The sequence below is a fragment of the Streptomyces sp. NBC_00464 genome, assembly GCF_036013915.1.
In the GTDB taxonomy this organism is placed as follows: Bacteria; Actinomycetota; Actinomycetes; order Streptomycetales; family Streptomycetaceae; genus Streptomyces.
Genome location: NZ_CP107901.1, coordinates 137,623 through 154,420 on the forward strand (window position 1 = coordinate 137,623; position 16,798 = coordinate 154,420).

Consider the following 16,798-nt stretch of genomic DNA (forward strand, 5'->3'; position numbering starts at 1 on the left):
ACCGGAGTGTGCCGGCGCCCGCTCGGCGTTCCTCACCGCCCCATGCACGGACGGAAACGGAGACCGAGATCATGACCGTCGAGTTGGTGGACCCCGCCGAGCGCACCCGTGAGAGTCAGAAGTTCGCCGCTCTGTACGTGGAGGTGCAGCAGTTCTACGCGCACCAGATGCAGATCCTGGACGCGCACGACTCCGAGCGCTGGGCGGGCACCTTCACCGAGGACGCCATCTTCGAGCTGCCCTCCCCGGCCCAGCCGGTGCGTGCCCGGGTCGGCCTCGCGTGTTACGTGCGGGCCGGCGCCGCACGCCAGCGACGGGCGGGCAACCGCCTCAACCACTGGGTCGGGATGCTCGACGTACAGCCCCAGGCGGACGGGTCGCTGCACACCCGGTGCTCGGCCCTGGTGTACGCCACGCCGACCGGCGGCAGTTCCAAGATCCTGTACGTGTGCGTCATGGAGGACGTCCTGGTCCGCGCCCGCGGCAAGTGGCGCACCGCGCACCGCCGGGTGACCCGGGACGACCTGGCGTGACCGCCGGGCCGAGGGGGCCCTTGTGAGGTGGTGGACGACCACCACAGCTGAACTCGATGTTCCGCATGGCGCAGGGGACCCGGTGTGGCCCCTTGCCTGAAGTGACCCGTGCACATCCTCCGGTCCGCGCCCGTCTGCCGTCGCCCCCGACGCAGGCGGGCGCGTTGACGTTCTCGGGGGAGTCCTTGAGGGCCCGCCACCGGTGACCACCTGCCGGTCTTGGGCGGAGAGCTCCTGCCGGCCCCCGCGGAGGCCGCTCATGTATACAGGCGTTACGGATCGCCGGATGGCGCACTGCAGGGCATAAACGGCCGCCCCGGTTTGAGATGTCGCCGGCGAAGAATGTCTGTATTTGCCATTGTTGATTCTCTTTTATGTGCCTGTATTCGGTGCTTGAGATCTTCTGGAGCGTCTGGGATCCGCGTGGCTTTCTGCTAAAACAGCGAGTACGGTTTGGTATTGGCGAACCGTTCACCCTGTTTGCTGTTCGGCGTTCGGTCGAGAACCCGGTCTGCCTCAGGCGTCGAAGCCCTGGAAGGTTCTGGCGTACTGGTCGACGAGTTGTGGGGGGAAGTGGCCGCCGAGGTCGGCGCGGAGGGCGCACCACGCGGGCAGTTCACACAGTTCACAGTTCACACAGTTCACGCGGACCGGCGTGAGCGGGCGGACACCCGCGAGGCGGGACGTACCGCTGCCTCACCGGCGGCCTGTGGAACGGAACCCTTGGAGCCAACTCATGCACGACGAATTCCGGTTCTCACGCACAACTCCCGCCGAACCCGGGCACGACCGGCTGCTGAGCGGACTCCTGGTGGTCCTCGCCGATGTGCTGCGCATCGCGCCGGACCGTATCGACCCCGAGGAGACCTTCCGGCTGCTCGGCCTCGACTCGATCCTGTGCGTCCAGTTCGTCACGTCGCTGAACAGCCACTACGGCACCGATGTCAGGGCCGACGTCATGCTCGACCACCCCACACCTGCGGCGCTCGCCCGTCATCTGGCGCGCACGGTGATCCGGCACGGCGCGCCCGCGGCCGTGCGGCCCGCCCCCGCCCAGTCACTGCCGCAGGACTCGGAACCGTCCCACGTGAACGGCGTCGACATCGCGGCGGTGGCGGAGCTGCTGCGCGAGGAGCTGGCCCGCATCCTGAGCTGCGACGCCTGGGACATCCGCACCGACACCCCCTTCACGCTGCTCGGCGTCGACTCCGTCGTCGCCTCGGAGTTCGTGGCCGCCGTCAACCGCGTCTACGGGCTGCGCGAGCCCGCCGGGATCCTTTACGACCACCCCGACCTCGGCGCGCTCGCGGCGTACATCGCCACGGTCGAACCGCCGCAGCACGTCCCCGAGGTCATGCCGGCCGCGATGGGCGTGCAGGTGCCGGGGGCCGCTCCGCTCGGCATCGGCGCCCTTCTTGACGCGGTGCGCGCCGGGTGGCTGTCCATCGACGACGCGGTCGCCCTGCTGTCGCGCACTCACTGAGCGGCGGAACCCATGGACATACGACCGGATCTCATGGACGAACGAGACGTACTCACCAGCTTCAAAGGGGGAAGCCTCGAACGGGGCCAGGCCGTTCGGATCCTCACGACACTGATGTCCGTCGGTGTCGCCGCGTCCGTACCGGCCGTCCTCGCGCGGACCGCGCCGCCGACCGCGGACGCGGCGCCCGAGCCGGTGGTGCACACGGTGCGGGAGGCGCGGGAAGCGGGCGGCGCCGACGCCGCATCCGCCACGGACCGGTACGCGATCGTGGGGATCGCCGGGCGCTACCCCCTGGCAGCCGATCTCCTCGCCCACTGGCAGAACCTGCGGGACGGCCGGGACACCTCGTCGACCGGGCCCCTTCACCGGCCGGGCGGATCGCCGCTCGAACCCGGCCGACGCGGTCACTTCCTCGGCGAGGTGGCCGGGTTCGACGCGGAGTTCTTCGGGCTCACCCCCGCCGAAGCGGCACTGATGGACCCGCAGGCCAGACTGTTCCAGGAGATCGTCTGGGAGGCCCTGGAGGACGCGGGCTGCACCGGCTCCCGCCTCGACTCCCTCACCGGGCCCGACGGCAGGCCGCGTGCGGTCGGCGTGTTCGCCGGGGTCGGCGCCGCCGACTACGCCCTTCTCGCCGCAGAGGGCTGGGCCCGGGGCTGCCGGGAGATGCCGAACAGCGGCCACCGTGACCTCGCCGTCGGCCTCGCCCGGCGACTGCGCCTCAGTGGCCCCGCCCAGGCGGTCGACAGCGCCGATACCTCAGCCCTCGATGCTGTGCACCTCGCCGTCGGCGCCCTGCGGCGCGGGGAGTGCGCGGCCGCCGTGGCCGGAGGCGTCGAACTGCTGCTGCACCGTTCGCGCAGCCGGGACGCGGCCGGCGAAGGGGTCGGCGCCGTCGTGCTCAAGCCGCTCGACCGGGCCCTGGCCGACGGCGACCAGGTGCACGCCGTGCTGCGGGAGACCGTGGTCGGCGGCCCCGCCCCGTCCGTGCCCGCCGACGCGGCAGGCCGCGCCACGGTCCTGCGCGAGACCCACGAGACCACCCTGCGGCGCATCGGTGACGCCGGGGCCGCCACCGGGATCGCGGCACTGACCGCCGCGGTGCTTCAGCTGCGCGCCGGAGTCCTCGCACCCACCGGAGAGCGGGCCGCCCCCGCGGCCTGGCCGCGGCCGCTCGACGCACGGGGGCGGGAGCTGCCCCGTACAGCCGTGGTGGAGCCGGCCGAGGCACAGGGGCCCGGCATCACAGGCGTACTGGAGGAGTACCTGCCCTCGGGGGAGAGCTCCGCACGCCCGGAGCAGGACCGCAAGGCCGCCGCGCGCGACGAGCTGATCCTGCTGTCCGCACCCACCCCGGCCCACCTCACCGCCTTCGCCGCGCGCCTCGCCGACTGGCTGGCACCCGCCGCGTCCGGCGACCGTGGAGACGGCCCCGCCGCGCTGCCCGCGCTCGGCGAGCTGGCCCGTGCGCTGCGCGCAGGGCGCGCCGCGCTGCCCTTCCGGCTGGCGCTGATCGTCCGGGACCTTCCCCAACTCATCGCATCACTCGATGAGTTCGTGGCGGATCCATCGGCGGCGCGCGGCAGCCGCATCCGCACCGCCGACCTGCGCGGCGGGGCGGACGACCGCTACGCCCTCGCCGGGGTGCCGGAGACCCGGGACTACCTGGCCGCGCTGTGGCGGGGGAACCGGCTTGAGCAGGTGACCCGACTGTGGCTGGCCGGGCTGCCCATCGACTGGGCCGCCCTCGAACAGCGCACCGGTGCCGGCGGCATGGTCGTACCGCTGCCCCCTTCGGTGTTCCTGCGCCGCCCGATGTGGCTGGGCGGCGCACCTGTCACCGGTGCCCCGAAGGGGAGCGCCGGGGAGGCCGGTGCGGCGACGGAGCCCACCGGATGAGCGGATGAGCGGATGAGCGGAAACGTAATCCTGGGCGGGTCCGCCGGACCCGGTGAGCCGGGCCGCCCCGCGCCGGTCAAGCTGTGGTTCTGCACCAACGAGGAACTGGCCGCCGAGTTCGCCGAGACCCTGGCCGACGCCTGGCTGGACGCGCCGGAGCGCGAGCTCGCCGAGCGGTTCCTGTTCGAGCAGGACCGCCACCAGTACGTCATCGCGCACCTCCTGGTGCGGCGCGTGCTGGCGTTGGAGACGGGCGTGCCCGAGTCGGAGGCTGTGATCTGGCGTTCGACCCGCGGTCGGCCGTTCTTCCGCAGGCCCCCCGAAGGGATGCTGCGAGGCGGCCACAAACTGGACTTCAACCTGTCCCACACCCATGGGCACAACCTGCTCGGCATGGTGCGCGCCCACCGGATCGGCGTGGACGTGGAACGCCTGGACCGTGGCGCCCGGGGGCTGAACACCATCGTCGACACCTTCGCGCCGCAGGAGCGGCACTGGGTGACGCAGGTCCCGCCCGGCCGCCCGCGCGACCGGCGGGTGCTGCGCCTGTGGACGCTCAAGGAGGCGTATTCCAAGGCGCTCGGGCTGGGGCTCGGCCTGCCCTTCGACTCATTCGTCTTCGAGCTGGCCGAGGACGACGGAGTGCTCGGATTCCAGCCCCCCGACAACGCCGTCGAGGGCGCCCAGCGATGGCGGTTCCTGGAACTGGAACCGGCGCCCGACATCCTGGCCGCCGTCGCGGTGATCATCGACCCGGGGGCGCCCGCGGTGCTCCAGCTGTACCACGGCTTCCCCTGGAGCAGGGGCGTGCCGCAGCTCATCGCCCTGCCCGAACCGGCGCGGATCCTCGTGTGACCGCGGCGCTCGGCAGCCGGCACGCGCAGAGCCCCGGTGCTGTCGGCACAGCATCGGGGCCCACTCATCGGCGCAGCCGCGTATCAGGCGGTCGCGGTCGCTTCCTCCACGGGGCGTTCCAGCTCCCGCTCGGCGCGCCCCAGCATGATCGAATCGGCGATCTCGCCGCTGCGTACGGCGATGTTCGACAGCAGCGCGGACGACAGACCGTGGCTGTGCTCGGTGCCGCCCTGGAGATAGACCCCGCAGGTCAGTCCCGACGCGGGGACGAGACGGTAGTCGCGCTCCACCCGGTGCCTGCCCGCCGCGTCACGCTGGAAGAGCTGGTCGAAGTCGCCGAGCAGGCGCGCCGGGTCCACGCAGTCGTAGCCGGTGGCGAAGACCAGTGCGTCGACGCCCAGTTCCTCCGTCCGGCCGTCGAGCAGCGAGCGCAGGACCACCCGCTTTCCGTTGCCGGCGGGCTTGACCTCGGTGACCCTGGTCAGGTTGCGGAAGTGCAGCCGTCGGCTGTCGCGCACCTCCTCGTCGTACGCGCGTTGGTACAGCGAGCGGATGACGTCGGCGTCGACCACCGAGTAGTTGGTGTTGCGGTGATAACGCCAGAACGCGTCCCTCGCCTGATCGGTCCCGAAGAAGTACTCGTCGACCGCGCCGGGATCGAACACCTGGTTGGCGAAGGGGGTGTCGTCGGCGACGGAGTAGCCGTACGACGGGATGACCGCGGAGACCTGGGCGTGCGGCAGCGAGTCGTAGAGGAACCGGGTGATCTCGGCCGCGCTCTGGCCGGCGCCGACCACCGCCACGCTCCTGAGGTCCTCAGGCGCGTGTGCGTTGAATCTGCCCAGGAACTCCGAGCTGTGCCACACCCGTTCGTCGGCCGTCATGCCCTCCGGCAGACGCGGTACCAGGCCCGTCGAGATGGCCACGTTGCGTGCGGTGACCACCTGGGTGCTGCCGTCGCTTTCGCGCACCTCGATCTCGAGAAGGTCGGGCGCTTTGGCTCCGTTCTCGGCGACGGGCCGGATCGAGATGACCTCGGCTCCGTAAGTGACCTGGTTGTCGAGGCCTGCGGCCGCCCACTCCAGGTACTGGTGGAATTCGTGCCGGGTCGGAAAGAAGTCCTGGTTGTTCACGAACTGCACCAGCCGGTTCGCGGCGTGCAGATACGAGACGAAGCTGAACCGGGACAGCGGGTTCCTGAAGGTCACCAGGTCCTTCAGGAACGAAATCTGCATGGTTGTCGACGGCAGCAACATGTTTCGGTGCCAGCCGAAGGTGGGCTGCCGCTCGAAGAAATGGGACTTGACCGGATGCTGTGCAGCGCTCGCCCCATGCTCCTCCAACGCGATCGCGAGCGAGAGGTTGGACGGGCCGAACCCGATTCCGACCAAGTCGTAGATCTCTTGATGGCGCCTGCCCGTTATGCCCATAAAAACTCTCCCGCTTGCGTCTGGAAAACTCGGCCGATGACCCGAGAGACCGTTCTGCAGTGTCGCTCTCCAGAGTGTCTCAAAAGCAACTTGAAGACGGCATGAAGACCTTTCAAGCGTTTCTCGAGGTGCTCGGTATTCGCGATCGTTGTCCCGTCGGCGGGACGGCTGTAGGGTCGGCGATGATTTCCTGTATCCGTGTGGTGCGGCCGATTCTGTAGGTATCCGGAGTAATGCGCTCAGGTGTGAACCGGGCCGAGCCATGCCCTGAGTCAATTGCTGGAAAGGTGAATCCGGATGTTCGTTCCCAGCTTTTACCGTGAGCCGGAAAATTCATGGATGGTCGACCTGATCCGTGATAATCCACTGGCGCTTTCGGTGGCCAACGGCACTGACGAGGACGGTCCCTTCGCCACGCATCTGCCGGTCATCTTCGACCCCGAAACGGCCGCTGACTGGTCCGGCGAGCTGCCCGGGGTCACGCTGCTCGGGCACATGAACCGGGCGAACCCGCACTGGGCGGCGCTGGAGACGGGCGGCGTCCTGCTGCTGACGTTCACCGGTCCGCATTCCTATGTGTCGCCCACGGTGTACGAGGTGACCCCGGCCGCCCCGACGTGGAACTTCACCGCGGTGCACGTCCGGGGCGTGGTGGAGAAGATCGACTCGGCCGAGGAGACGCTGGGCGTGGTGCAGTCCACGGTGCGGGCTTTCGAGGGGGCGTTCGGCAACGGCTGGGACATGGACGGGTCGCTCGACTACTTCCGCAAGATCCTGCCCGGTGTGGGGGCCTTCCGGCTCAAGGTGACCGGGGCCGAGGGCATGTTCAAGCTCAGCCAGGAGCAGCCGGGCGAGGTGCGGGCTCGCGTGCAGGAGGCGTTCGGGCAGAGCGCGTGCACGTACAGGCGTGAGACCGCCGAGCTGATAGGCCGGCTGTCCTGACGTCCCCGCAGGCTCCGCCGTCAGGCGGCGCCGATCCCTGCGTGACCAGGTCGCCGGCATCGGCGCACTGCCTCTGACGGTGGCCTGCGCAGCGGGCCGCAAGGTCGCCCGCCGGTCCCCGACAGCAGCCCTCCGTGTCCCGGACCCGGTTGACCCGGCCTCGCACCGGGGGCAACCGGGGCGTGCCGGAGGTGTCCGTCATGGTGCCCGCCGACGGCGGGCCGGCGTCGCATCGCCGCGTTGTCCGCCCCGGTGATGCCGACGCCCTCGCTCATGCCGTCGCTGCCTCGAAGCCCGCACCGTCGTCCGGTACGACCACCGTGCCGGCACTCTCGCCGTCGAAGATCTGCCGCAGGACGCAGTGCTTGATCCTGCCGTCGATGACGCGGGCCGTGCGCACCCCGTTGTTCACGGCGTGCAGGCAGCCCTCCATCTTGGGGATCATCCCGGCGGCCAGCCCGGGCAGCAGACCGGCCAGTTCGCCTGCGGTGAGGCGGGGGATCACCTCGTCGCTGTGCGGCCAGTTCGCGTACAGGCCCTGGACGTCGGTGAGGATGAGAAGGGCCTCGGCGTCGAGCGCGGCGGCGAGGGCCGCGGCCGCGGTGTCGGCGTTGACGTTGAACACACCGCCCCTGGCGGCATCCTTGGCGTCCTCGGCCCGGGCGATGGAGGAGATGACGGGGATGCGTCCGTTGTCGACGAGGTCCCGCACGATCCCGGCGTCGACGCGGGCGACCTCGCCGACCCGGCCGATGTCCACCGACTTGCCGTCCGTCTGCGCATAGCGCCTGACAGCGGTCATCAGACGGGCGTCCTCGCCCGTCATGCCCACCGCGTGCGGGCCGTGCTCGTTGAGCAGCCCGACGAGCTCGCGCTGCACCTGCCCGGCGAGGACCATCCGTACGACATCCATGGCCTCGTCGGTGGTGACCCGCAGGCCGTCCTTGAACTGGGAGGGCAGGTCGAGGCGTTGGAGCTGGGCGCTGATCTGCGGGCCGCCGCCGTGCACCACGACGGGTTTCAGGCCGGCATGCCGCAGAAAGAGGATGTCCTTCGCGAAGGCCGCCTTCAGTTCGGCGTCGACCATGGCGTTACCGCCGAACTTGATGACGACGGTCTTGCCGTGGTGGCGCGCGATCCAGGGCAGCGCCTCGACGAGGGCATGGGCCTTGGACAGGGCCGTGCGCTCGCTGGGGCGGTCGCGGTGGGTTTCCAGCAGAGCCGGCTGAGGATAGGGGGAAGCACTCATGAGGCGTACTCGCTGTTCTCGTGGAGGTGGAGAGACGCCGGAGGCGAACAGCGGCTCACGGTGCGACTCCGATCGTGGAAAGCCCCAGTCCTTCGGGCAGACCGAGGGCGGTGTTCATGCTCTGGACGGCCCCGCCCGCGGTGCCCTTGGTGAGGTTGTCGATCGCGCTGATGGCGATGATCCGGCCGACCGCCGGGTCCAGGGCCACCTGGATCTGCGCGGCGTTCGACCCGTACACGGCTGCGGTGCTGGGCCACTGCCCCTCGGGCAGCAGCCGTACGAAGGGCTCGTCGCCCAGCGCCTTCTCGTACGCGGCCCGTACGTCCTGCGCGCCGACCCCGGGCCGCGCCGCGGCCGAGCAGGTGGCCAGGATGCCGCGGGGCATGGGGGCCAGGGTCGGGGTGAAGGAGACCGCCACCCGGCGGCCCGCCACGGCGCTGAGGTGCTGCGCCATCTCGGGGGTGTGCCGGTGGCCGCCACCCACCCCGTAGGGCCGCATGGATCCCATGACCTCGCTGCCGAGCAGGTCCGCCCTGGGCGCCTTGCCGGCGCCGGACGTGCCGGACGCCGCGACGACCACCGCCTCGGGTTCGGCCAGCCGAGCCGCGTACAGGGGAAAGAGGGCCAGCAGGACGGCGGTCGGGTAGCAGCCCGGCACCGCGATACGCCGCGAACCCGCCAACGCGGCGCGTGAGCCCGGTAGTTCGGGCAGACCGTAGGGCCAGGTGCCCGCGTGCGGCGAGCCGTAGAACGTCTCCCAGTCACTCGCGTCGGCGAGACGGAAGTCCGCGCCGCAGTCGATGACGAGGGTCTGCTCGCCCAGCTGCCCGGCGACCGCGGCGGACTGGCCGTGCGGCAGGGCGAGGAAGACCACGTCGTGTCCCTGGAGGGCGTCGGCGGTGGTGGCCCGTACCTCGCGCCCGGCCAGCGGAGCAAGATGCGGTTGCAGGGTGCCCAGACGCTGTCCTGCGCTGGAGTGCCCGGTCAGCGCGCCGATCTCCACTTCGGGGTGGGTCAGAAGCAGGCGGAGGAGCTCGCCCCCCGCGTATCCACTCGCTCCCGCCACGGCTGCACGTACTGTCATGAACCCTCCCAGTTGGCAGATAGGTCGCGACCGGTCCGGCTGTCACCCGCCGCGCGTTGCTCCAGTCAACTCCCTGAAACGGAGCAGTAGTTGGTCCTGATCCTGCTGCAGACTCTCGATGCGGCGATGCAGCTGGTCCATCTCCTCGCGGAGGGGGCGCACCGTGTTGTCGGCCGGTGCGGGCGTCCTGCGGGGCTGCACCGGGGAGGCCGGGCGGGGGCCCGCCGCCCCGGTGAGGGCCGGGTCATGGTGGAGAATCTGCACCATCAGGTCGCGCAGGTCGGGGCCGGGCTCCACGCCGAGCTCGCGCCTGATGCGGTGGCGGGCCCGTTCGTACACGGCGAGCGCTTCCGCCTGCCGGCCGCAGCGGTACAGGGCGACCATCAGCAGGTGGTAGAACCGTTCCCGGGTGGGGTGCTGGGTGGCGAGCTCCGCCAGCTCGCCGACGATCTCGCCGTGGCGCCCGGTGCGCAGATACGCGTCGCACCTCATCTCCAGGGCGGCCAGCCGGAGCTCGTCGAGCCGGGCCGCCTCGTCCGCGCAGATGTCGCCGAGCAGGCTCCCCTGCAGTGCGGGTCCACGCCACAGTGACAGTGCCTGGTCCAGCAGCTCACCGGTCTGCCCCGGGGCGTGGGGCAGGGCCCGACGGCCCTGTTCGGTCAGCTGCCGAAAGCGCGCCGCGTCCGTTTCGGCGGGCGTGAGCCGCAGGGTGTAGCCGTGCGGGGTGGTCACGATCCATGGGCGCCGCGTCTTCTCATCGGCGTCCTGGCCCGCCGGGCGGGACAGCAGCCGGCGCAGCCGGGCCACATGGATCTGCAGCGCGTTCGCCGCGTTGGCGGGCGGATGAACGCCCCAGAGCTCGTCGATGAGCCGCCGCGCGGAGACGTCGTGCCCGGCCTTCACCACCAGGGCCGCGAGCAGCGCACGCTGTTTGGCACCCGTGGGGAGAACCCGCAGGCCGCTCCGCTCGTCCTGGAATTCCACGAGACCGAGAATGCAGAACCGCATCTCTTCCCTTCACATGCCCGCGTGCCGGTCGGTTGCAGGCGTCGGACGGCCAGGGGCCGGCGAGTGCCGATGGTTCAGGACGTGCGCGTCGCGCCCGCCGCGTCCAGGGCCGCGGTCGCGTCCCACTCGATCTGCCGCAGCAGCGGAGCGGGATCGTTCTGGAAGTAGAAGTGGCCGCCGTCGAACACCCGCAGGCCGAGGAAGTGTGCGGTGTGCTCCTCCCATCCGGCCATCCGCCGCGGTGACGCCGCGTGGTCCCCGACGCCGGCGTACGCGGACAGCGCCACGGGCAGGGGAGCGTGGTCGGGAGTGGGGCACCAGGTGTCCACCAGGCGCATGTCCGCCCGGATCATCGGGTCGAACACGGCCCACAGGTCGGGGTCGTCGAAGACCTCGTCGGGTGTGCCGCCGAGCAGCCTCAGGCGGCTGCGCAGCTCGGCGTCCGGCAGCTCGTGGTACCCGAGCCCCTGCCCCGTGAGCTGCGGCGCCGGCCGTCCGGAGAGACCGACCCACACCGGCAGCGGAAGCCCCCGGTCGACGAGCCGCTGGGTGATCTCGTACGCGATGAGGGCGCCCATGCTGTGCCCGAACAGGGCGTAGGGCGAGGTCTGTCGGGGTGCGATACGGCAGAGCAGGAAGTCGGCGAGGCGGCCGGCGTCAGCGATCTGCGGCCGGTCGAGCAGCAGGCCGTGGCCCGGGGCGTCGAGCAGTCGCACGTCCCAGGTGTCCGGCAGCATGGCCGGCCAGTGACGGTACAGCAGGTGTGAGCCCCCGGCGTGGTGCAGGACGAACAGGCGCAAGGCAGGTCGTGTGCTGTCCATCGCTCTTCCTCGGGGTCGGTCCTGGCTTCCCCGGACCATAGAACGGTGTGCGGTCCCCCGGGTGCGGGCACCAGACGGGCTCCACCTCGGGTGTGGCCGTTCTTGAGCGGTTCTCGGGCCGCGCGGGCACCGAAACGGGGCGCCGGACATCCGGCGGGTACGTGCTGCCGTTCGACGCGGGGGCGGGAGGCGGGTCCGGCCGGCCAGGGCCGACGTGTCGCGCCAGGGGCTTGAAATCACCTGTTTCGCCCGGGAGCCGGGGCACGCCCGACCGGCTCACGCGGCCGTCGGCACCTCTCGCGTACCGCGCCCTGCCGACCGGTCCGGCCTTGCCGTTTGCGGCATTCGGATGCGCGGAGCCATCCGCCGGGGCGCCGAACGGGCTCTCCCGGGTTCCGAAAGAGGGTTCGTCGAGCACCCGATCCAGAACGACTCGAACTCCGCCCTACCGCCCTTGTTGGCCCGGCGTTCGCATCCCTACGGTGACGTGGCAACGCCGGGCTCGCTACCGGCGCCGGGGGTCCTCTTCCACGGGACGCCCGAGCGGTTGTCGGGAGGACACCACCGATGGGCGCATCCGCGCCCGCCGCCGTCCCCTGCGCAGCCTGACGATTTCCCATCCCGAGTTACCCCAAGACGGTTGACGGTTAAGGACGGTGCCAGTTGAGCACGAACCCCTTCGATGACGAGGACGGCCGCTTCTTCGTCGTGGTCAACGCCGAGGAGCAGCACTCCCTGTGGCCGGTGTTCACCGAGGTGCCGGCCGGCTGGCGGGTGGTCTTCGGCGAGGCGGCCAAGGCCGAGTGCCTGGAGTACGTCGAGCAGAACTGGACCGACCTGCGCCCCAGGACGCTGCGCGAGGCCATGGCCGCGGACTGAAGGCCCCCCTGGGCTTTTGCCACGTGATGCGGCGGAACCCATGTCGCGACGAGCCCGGCCGGGACGCCCCCGTTCGGTCGGGCATCCGGGGGCCTCTCGTCTGGATCAGGCCGGGCTCGCGGGGTCCGGCACGCACTCCCCCGAGGTCTCGGCTTCGCTCGACCAGGGGGACCCCCTCCTGCGTTGTCGTCGGTCGCCCATGCTCCTTCCCCAAGCTCTCGGCTTCGCCCAAGCAGGGGAGACCCCATCCGACTCCCTCCTCCGCCTTGCAGCTGCACGAACGGACCCCGCTTCCTGATCCGGCCTGATCCAAACGAAAGGCCCTTGGAACGGAACACGCCGCGGCCCGCGGCGCTCGGCTTCGTGGGCCTGCACACCTACTTCTCGCCGGCGCTCGCGGCGTACCTGAGCGGGCCGGCGCAATGGAACGACAGTGACCGCCGCCCGCACGCTCCGTCGAGTGACCGGTCTACGCCCAGGCAAGCACTCTGAGTGGGGAGATGAAGATGGTGAGCGGCGCCGTGAGAACCGCGAGCAGATCCAAGGCCGGGCCGGCGGGCAGCAGCGGTGAGCCCGTGCAACGCGATGTGGTCCTGTCCTTCGTGGGGCCACAGGCCAAGGTGCAGAAGTCGGGCATGCTCCTCCCGCAGAACCTGTCGGAGCGGTCCTGGGAGCAGATCGGCACCAATCTGCGCGAGCTCGTGAACTCCTCGGCGTGGTGGCTCGCCGACTGGCTCATCTACGGGGAGGCCGCCTACGGGTGGCGGCGGTACAAGGAGGCCATCGAGCGGACCGGCCTCGACTACCAGACCCTGCGCAACTACGCCTGGGTGGCCCGCCGGTTCGAGCACCACCGCAGGCGGGACAGCCTCAGCTTCGCCCACCACGCCGAGGTCACCCGGCTGTCCCCGCCGGAGCAGGACTACTGGCTGCGCAAGGCCGAACAGCAGAAGTGGTCGCGCAACGAGCTCCGCAGGGCGGTGCGCGCCAGCCTGGCCGCGCAGAACGACACGGCCGAGATCCCCCCGGGCGGTGGCGCCGAGCAGCAGGACGTGCCCCAGCTCGCCAACTCGGCCGCCGCCGAGCGGCGCAAGCAGAAGGTCACCCGGCTCACCATCGAACTGTCCGCCGGTCAGCTGGATCTCTACTCGAAGGCCGCTGCCGCACACGGGATGCCCGTCGACAAATGGGTGGCCCAGGTCCTCGAAGCCGCCGATCAGCGGCCCCCTGAGCAGCGGACCGCCTGAGGGCTGTCCCGGGACAGCTCCCAGCGCCGCATCGCCCGAACGCCGTGCCGGCGGGCCTCCCCCTCCCGGGTGGGTGCGCCGACGGCCTGTCCGACCGGACACCACTCACATCGGAGCAGTTGATGATCCTTCAGGGAAAGCGGGTGGACCTGCCCACGACGCCCGTCGTCCACCGGCAGGTCGAGGCACACGCGCGGAACACGCCCGACGCCGTCGCCGTCTTCTACGCCGGCGAGCAGGTGACGTATGCGGAGCTGAACGCCAAGGCCAACCGGTTCGCACACCTGCTCCTGACGCGCGGGCACGGCCGGGGCGCGAAGGTGGGTGTCTGTCTCGACTACTCGGTCGACATGCTCGTCGCCATCCTCGGCACGCTGAAGGCCGGCGCGGCCTACGTACCCTTCGACCCGGCCTACCCCTCGGCGCGGCTCCAGCTGCTGTTGAGCCAGGTGCCCGGCCTCGCCCTCATCGTCGCCTCCCCGGCGACGGCCCCTCTGGTGGAGTCGGCGGACGTCGACATCATCGACCTGGCGCCGCTGGCCGAGCACCTCGCGGGCCTCCCGGCCACCGACCCCGGCGTCCCGGTCACCGGCGACGACGTGTGCTACGCGGTCTTCACGTCCGGCTCGACCGGTACGCCGAAGCTGACCGCGGTGCGGCACGAGGGCTGGTTCAACCTGATGAACTGGCTGAGCCTCGAATACGGCCTGCACATCGGGTCCCACAACCTGGTCGTCAGCGCGTTCGGTTTCGACCTCTCCCAGCGCGCCCTGATGACACCGCTGTTCTGCGGCGCCACCCAGTACCTGATGGCCACCCGGAACTTCGACGCCATGATGGCGTACCGGATGCTGACCGACCACGACATCCGCGTCGTGCACTGCGCCTCCAGCACGCTGTACCTGCTCGTGGACTGGGAGACCGCGCGGGGCCGGGACGCGCTCGCCCGGCTCGACTACGTGCTGTTCGGCGGAGAGGCGCTGAAGGCCGAGCGGCTCACCAACTGGGCGCGGCGCGAGGGCAATACGTGCACCCTGCTGCACCAGTACGGCGTCGCCGAGTGCACGGACGTCGCCACCTCCTACGATCTGGGCGACTACCGGCCGGGCGAGCACGAGATCGCACCGGTGGGCAGGCCGGCCTACAACACCGACATCCACCTCCTCGACGAGCACCTGAGCGAGGTCGGGCCGGGCGAGCAGGGCGAGATCTGCATCTCCGGCGCAGGCGTGGGCGCGGGCTATCTCAACGGCTCGGGCCCCGAGAACGCGAAGTTCACGACGCTCGTGGTCGACGGCGTCCCGCGCAGGCTGTACCGCACGGGTGACCGCGGCCAGGTGAACGAGGCAGGCGAACTCGTCGTCCTCGGCCGCATCGACGCGCAGGTGAAGGTGCGCGGCATGCGCATCGACCCCACCGACATCGAGCGCGCACTCGGCCGCCTGGCCGGGGTCCGGGAGGCTGCCGTGGTGGTCACCTACACCGACTCCGGGGAGGCCGAACTGACCGCGTTCGTCGTCCCCGCCGGCGCCGACCTCACCGAGGACGACCTGCGCACCCGGCTGCTGTGGACGCTGCCGCGGAACATGGTTCCGGCCCGGTTCGTGAACATCCTGCGCATTCCCCTGAGCCCGCACGGAAAAGTCGACCGCGCGGCGCTGGCCGACGCGTGCCGCAGCCGGCTCGCCGGCAGTAACTCAGCGGCGTAGTCGACGGACCTTGATGAAAACCGAAAGGGCTGTGATGATTTCCGATGAGGTTCGCGCCATCTGGTGCCGGGAACTCAAGCGCGACAACATATCGGTGGACGACGACTTCTTCGCGCTGGGCGGCCAGTCCGTGATTATGGTCGGGATTCAGGGTGCCTTCATGGAAGAGCTGGGCGTCGAGGTCCCGATGGATCAGATGTTCCTCAACCCGACGATAGCGACCATTTCCGCATACATCGAATCCCAGGGTGCGGTGGCCTCATAGTTCGGGCTGGTCAAGGGCGTGTCCTGTCTCGCCGGCGAGACAGGCCGGACGTATCCATTCCGCTGGACCGGGCGGTTAGCATCACATTCGAGTGGCAGCGGATATTTCGGTTCGCTGTACCGGGTGCGCTCCATCGGCAGAAATTTTCCGGCTGCGGCCGTTGGAATCCAAGAAGCCATCTGGCAAGAGAGGCGCCATGTACGACATCATTGTCATAGGTGCCCGTTGTGCGGGTTCGCCGACGGCCATGCTTTTCGCGCAGCAGGGATATCGGGTACTGCTCCTGGAGAAGGCGCGCTTTCCGCAGGACACGCTCTCGTCGCATTACATCCACACCCAGGGCGTGGCGCTGCTCAAGCGGTGGGGACTGCTCGACAGGCTCCGCGAGGCGGGCTGCCGGCCGATCGACCACCAGAGCTACCAGGCACCCGGCGTCCGCATCGACGGGTTCTCGCTGCCGATCGACGGCCAGCGGACCACGTACGCGCCCAGGCGGTACGTGCTCGACCCGATCCTCGCGGACGGCGCGGTGGCGGCCGGCGTGGAGTTCCGTGAGGGCTGCGCGGTCAACGACCTGCTGTGGGAGGGGGACCGGGTCGTCGGGGTTCGCTACACGACGCCCGGCGGCGCCGAGGCGACGGACCGGGCGCGCCTCGTGGTCGGCGCGGACGGCATGCGCTCGCTGGTGGCCCGCAAGGCCGGCGCGCCCTACGTCATCGAGCACCCCCGCATGACCTGCACCTACTACAGCTACTGGTCCGGGGTCCCCTCGCACTTCGAGCTGTACGAGCGGCCGGGGCGCTGGATCGGCGTCATCCCCACCAACGACGACCTCACGTTGCTCATGACGTACTTCCCGCAGGACGAGTTCGCCGGGGTCCGCAAGGACGTGGAGCCCTTCTACCTCGATTCCTTCCGCACCACGGCGCCCGAACTGTACGAGCGGATGCGGGCGGGCAAACGCGAGGAACAGCTCTACGGCACGGGCCACCAGGAGAACTTCTTCCGCAAGGCCTTCGGGCCCGGGTGGGCCCTGGTCGGTGACGCGGTGACGCACAAGGACTCCATCACCGCCCGTGGCATCACCGAGGCCTTCGTCCAGGCCGATTCGCTCACCGGCCACATCGGGCAGCAGCTGCACGACGACGCGGCGCTTCAGGACGCGCTGGAGAGCTACGAGGACGACCTGGACGGCGACACGCTCAGCCACTACCAGGGCGCGCTCAACGTGGCCGAACTCAAGCCCGAGGGACGCGTCGAGCTGCTGCGGAGACTGGTCGGTCACCAAGACCTGATCGACCGCTACTTCTCGACCCTGTCGGGCGCCTGCTCCATCGACGACTTCTACAACACCGAACTCTTGACGCTGCTTGATCAGAGCTGAGTGACAC

General features: G+C 70.4%; 16 protein-coding genes. 10 read left to right on the forward strand and 6 right to left on the reverse strand.

Annotated features, from left to right (window positions below):
• Positions 1–71: 71 nt before the first annotated feature.
• Entirely contained in the window at positions 72–533 is a 462-nt protein-coding gene (locus tag OG912_RS39630; RefSeq protein WP_326740937.1) for a nuclear transport factor 2 family protein, read from the forward strand.
• Positions 534–1,049: 516 nt separating this feature from the next.
• Here the strand turns inward: OG912_RS39630 and OG912_RS39635 are convergent.
• Positions 1,050–1,178, reverse strand: coding sequence for a hypothetical protein (locus OG912_RS39635; protein WP_327713865.1), 129 nt, complete (start codon positions 1,176–1,178; stop codon positions 1,050–1,052).
• Positions 1,179–1,269: 91 nt separating this feature from the next.
• Here OG912_RS39635 and OG912_RS39640 point away from each other — a divergent pair, with 91 nt between their 5' ends.
• Genes OG912_RS39640 through OG912_RS39650 form a run of 3 tightly spaced genes read left to right on the forward strand, consistent with a single transcriptional unit; the run spans position 1,270 to position 4,773 of the window.
• Positions 1,270–2,016 carry an acyl carrier protein gene (locus OG912_RS39640; RefSeq protein WP_327713866.1) on the forward strand — a complete coding sequence of 249 codons (747 nt, stop codon included), beginning with the start codon at positions 1,270–1,272 and terminating at the stop codon, positions 2,014–2,016.
• Positions 2,017–2,049: 33 nt separating this feature from the next.
• A complete protein-coding gene (locus tag OG912_RS39645) occupies positions 2,050–3,918 on the forward strand; it encodes a polyketide synthase (RefSeq protein WP_327713867.1) in 1,869 nt (622 codons plus the stop codon).
• A gap of 12 nt (positions 3,919–3,930) precedes the next feature.
• Positions 3,931–4,773: a 4'-phosphopantetheinyl transferase family protein gene (locus tag OG912_RS39650; protein WP_327713868.1), complete on the forward strand. Its 843-nt coding sequence runs from the start codon at positions 3,931–3,933 to the stop codon at positions 4,771–4,773.
• A gap of 83 nt (positions 4,774–4,856) precedes the next feature.
• Here the strand turns inward: OG912_RS39650 and OG912_RS39655 are convergent, their stop codons facing one another.
• Positions 4,857–6,203: a lysine N(6)-hydroxylase/L-ornithine N(5)-oxygenase family protein gene (locus OG912_RS39655; protein ID WP_327713869.1), complete on the reverse strand. Its 1,347-nt coding sequence runs from the start codon at positions 6,201–6,203 to the stop codon at positions 4,857–4,859.
• Between the two features lie 297 nt (positions 6,204–6,500).
• On the opposite strand from OG912_RS39655, the gene OG912_RS39660 reads away from it, so the two are divergent.
• Positions 6,501–7,145 carry an FMN-binding negative transcriptional regulator gene (locus OG912_RS39660; RefSeq protein WP_327713870.1) on the forward strand — a complete coding sequence of 215 codons (645 nt, stop codon included), beginning with the start codon at positions 6,501–6,503 and terminating at the stop codon, positions 7,143–7,145.
• A gap of 271 nt (positions 7,146–7,416) precedes the next feature.
• Here the strand turns inward: OG912_RS39660 and argB are convergent, their stop codons facing one another.
• The 4 genes from argB to OG912_RS39680 all read right to left on the reverse strand — a co-directional run bounded on the left by argB (position 7,417) and on the right by OG912_RS39680 (position 11,307).
• A complete protein-coding gene (argB, locus tag OG912_RS39665) occupies positions 7,417–8,394 on the reverse strand; it encodes an acetylglutamate kinase (protein WP_327713871.1) in 978 nt (325 codons plus the stop codon).
• A 55-nt stretch (positions 8,395–8,449) separates the two neighbouring features.
• Positions 8,450–9,478, reverse strand: coding sequence for an N-acetyl-gamma-glutamyl-phosphate reductase (gene argC / locus OG912_RS39670; protein WP_327713872.1), 1,029 nt, complete (start codon positions 9,476–9,478; stop codon positions 8,450–8,452).
• A 42-nt stretch (positions 9,479–9,520) separates the two neighbouring features.
• Complete coding sequence (locus OG912_RS39675; RefSeq protein WP_327713873.1) at positions 9,521–10,462, reverse strand: AfsR/SARP family transcriptional regulator; 942 nt, start codon at positions 10,460–10,462, stop codon at positions 9,521–9,523.
• Between the two features lie 98 nt (positions 10,463–10,560).
• Complete coding sequence (locus tag OG912_RS39680; protein ID WP_327713874.1) at positions 10,561–11,307, reverse strand: thioesterase II family protein; 747 nt, start codon at positions 11,305–11,307, stop codon at positions 10,561–10,563.
• 663 nt (positions 11,308–11,970) lie between these two features.
• On the opposite strand from OG912_RS39680, the gene OG912_RS39685 reads away from it, so the two are divergent.
• The 5 genes from OG912_RS39685 to OG912_RS39705 all read left to right on the forward strand — a co-directional run bounded on the left by OG912_RS39685 (position 11,971) and on the right by OG912_RS39705 (position 16,791).
• Positions 11,971–12,186, forward strand: a complete 216-nt coding sequence (locus OG912_RS39685) for an MbtH family protein (protein ID WP_326740927.1) — start codon at positions 11,971–11,973, stop codon at positions 12,184–12,186.
• A gap of 521 nt (positions 12,187–12,707) precedes the next feature.
• The gene (locus OG912_RS39690; RefSeq protein ID WP_327713875.1) at positions 12,708–13,433 is read left to right on the forward strand and encodes an LmbU family transcriptional regulator; all 726 of its coding nucleotides are present in this window, start codon (positions 12,708–12,710) and stop codon (positions 13,431–13,433) included.
• A 122-nt stretch (positions 13,434–13,555) separates the two neighbouring features.
• Positions 13,556–15,142, forward strand: a complete 1,587-nt coding sequence (locus OG912_RS39695; protein ID WP_327713876.1) for an amino acid adenylation domain-containing protein — start codon at positions 13,556–13,558, stop codon at positions 15,140–15,142.
• Positions 15,143–15,176: 34 nt separating this feature from the next.
• Positions 15,177–15,407: an acyl carrier protein gene (locus OG912_RS39700; RefSeq protein ID WP_327713877.1), complete on the forward strand. Its 231-nt coding sequence runs from the start codon at positions 15,177–15,179 to the stop codon at positions 15,405–15,407.
• Between the two features lie 196 nt (positions 15,408–15,603).
• Positions 15,604–16,791, forward strand: coding sequence for an NAD(P)/FAD-dependent oxidoreductase (locus OG912_RS39705; RefSeq protein WP_327713878.1), 1,188 nt, complete (start codon positions 15,604–15,606; stop codon positions 16,789–16,791).
• The last annotated feature ends 7 nt before the right edge of the window (positions 16,792–16,798 follow it).

What these genes read in the sequence shown, in the direction of transcription:
- OG912_RS39630 (WP_326740937.1), top strand. Translation starts at nt 72, where the DNA reads ATGACCGTCGAGTTGGTGGACCCCGCCGAGCGCACCCGTGAGAGTCAG.
- OG912_RS39640 (WP_327713866.1), top strand. Translation starts at nt 1,270, where the DNA reads ATGCACGACGAATTCCGGTTCTCACGCACAACTCCCGCCGAACCCGGG.
- OG912_RS39645 (WP_327713867.1), top strand. Translation starts at nt 2,050, where the DNA reads ATGGACGAACGAGACGTACTCACCAGCTTCAAAGGGGGAAGCCTCGAA.
- OG912_RS39650 (WP_327713868.1), top strand. Translation starts at nt 3,931, where the DNA reads ATGAGCGGAAACGTAATCCTGGGCGGGTCCGCCGGACCCGGTGAGCCG.
- OG912_RS39655 (WP_327713869.1), bottom strand. Translation starts at nt 6,203, where the DNA reads ATGGGCATAACGGGCAGGCGCCATCAAGAGATCTACGACTTGGTCGGA.
- OG912_RS39660 (WP_327713870.1), top strand. Translation starts at nt 6,501, where the DNA reads ATGTTCGTTCCCAGCTTTTACCGTGAGCCGGAAAATTCATGGATGGTC.
- argB (WP_327713871.1), bottom strand. Translation starts at nt 8,394, where the DNA reads ATGAGTGCTTCCCCCTATCCTCAGCCGGCTCTGCTGGAAACCCACCGC.
- argC (WP_327713872.1), bottom strand. Translation starts at nt 9,478, where the DNA reads ATGACAGTACGTGCAGCCGTGGCGGGAGCGAGTGGATACGCGGGGGGC.
- OG912_RS39680 (WP_327713874.1), bottom strand. Translation starts at nt 11,307, where the DNA reads ATGGACAGCACACGACCTGCCTTGCGCCTGTTCGTCCTGCACCACGCC.
- OG912_RS39695 (WP_327713876.1), top strand. Translation starts at nt 13,556, where the DNA reads ATGATCCTTCAGGGAAAGCGGGTGGACCTGCCCACGACGCCCGTCGTC.
- OG912_RS39700 (WP_327713877.1), top strand. Translation starts at nt 15,177, where the DNA reads ATGATTTCCGATGAGGTTCGCGCCATCTGGTGCCGGGAACTCAAGCGC.
- OG912_RS39705 (WP_327713878.1), top strand. Translation starts at nt 15,604, where the DNA reads ATGTACGACATCATTGTCATAGGTGCCCGTTGTGCGGGTTCGCCGACG.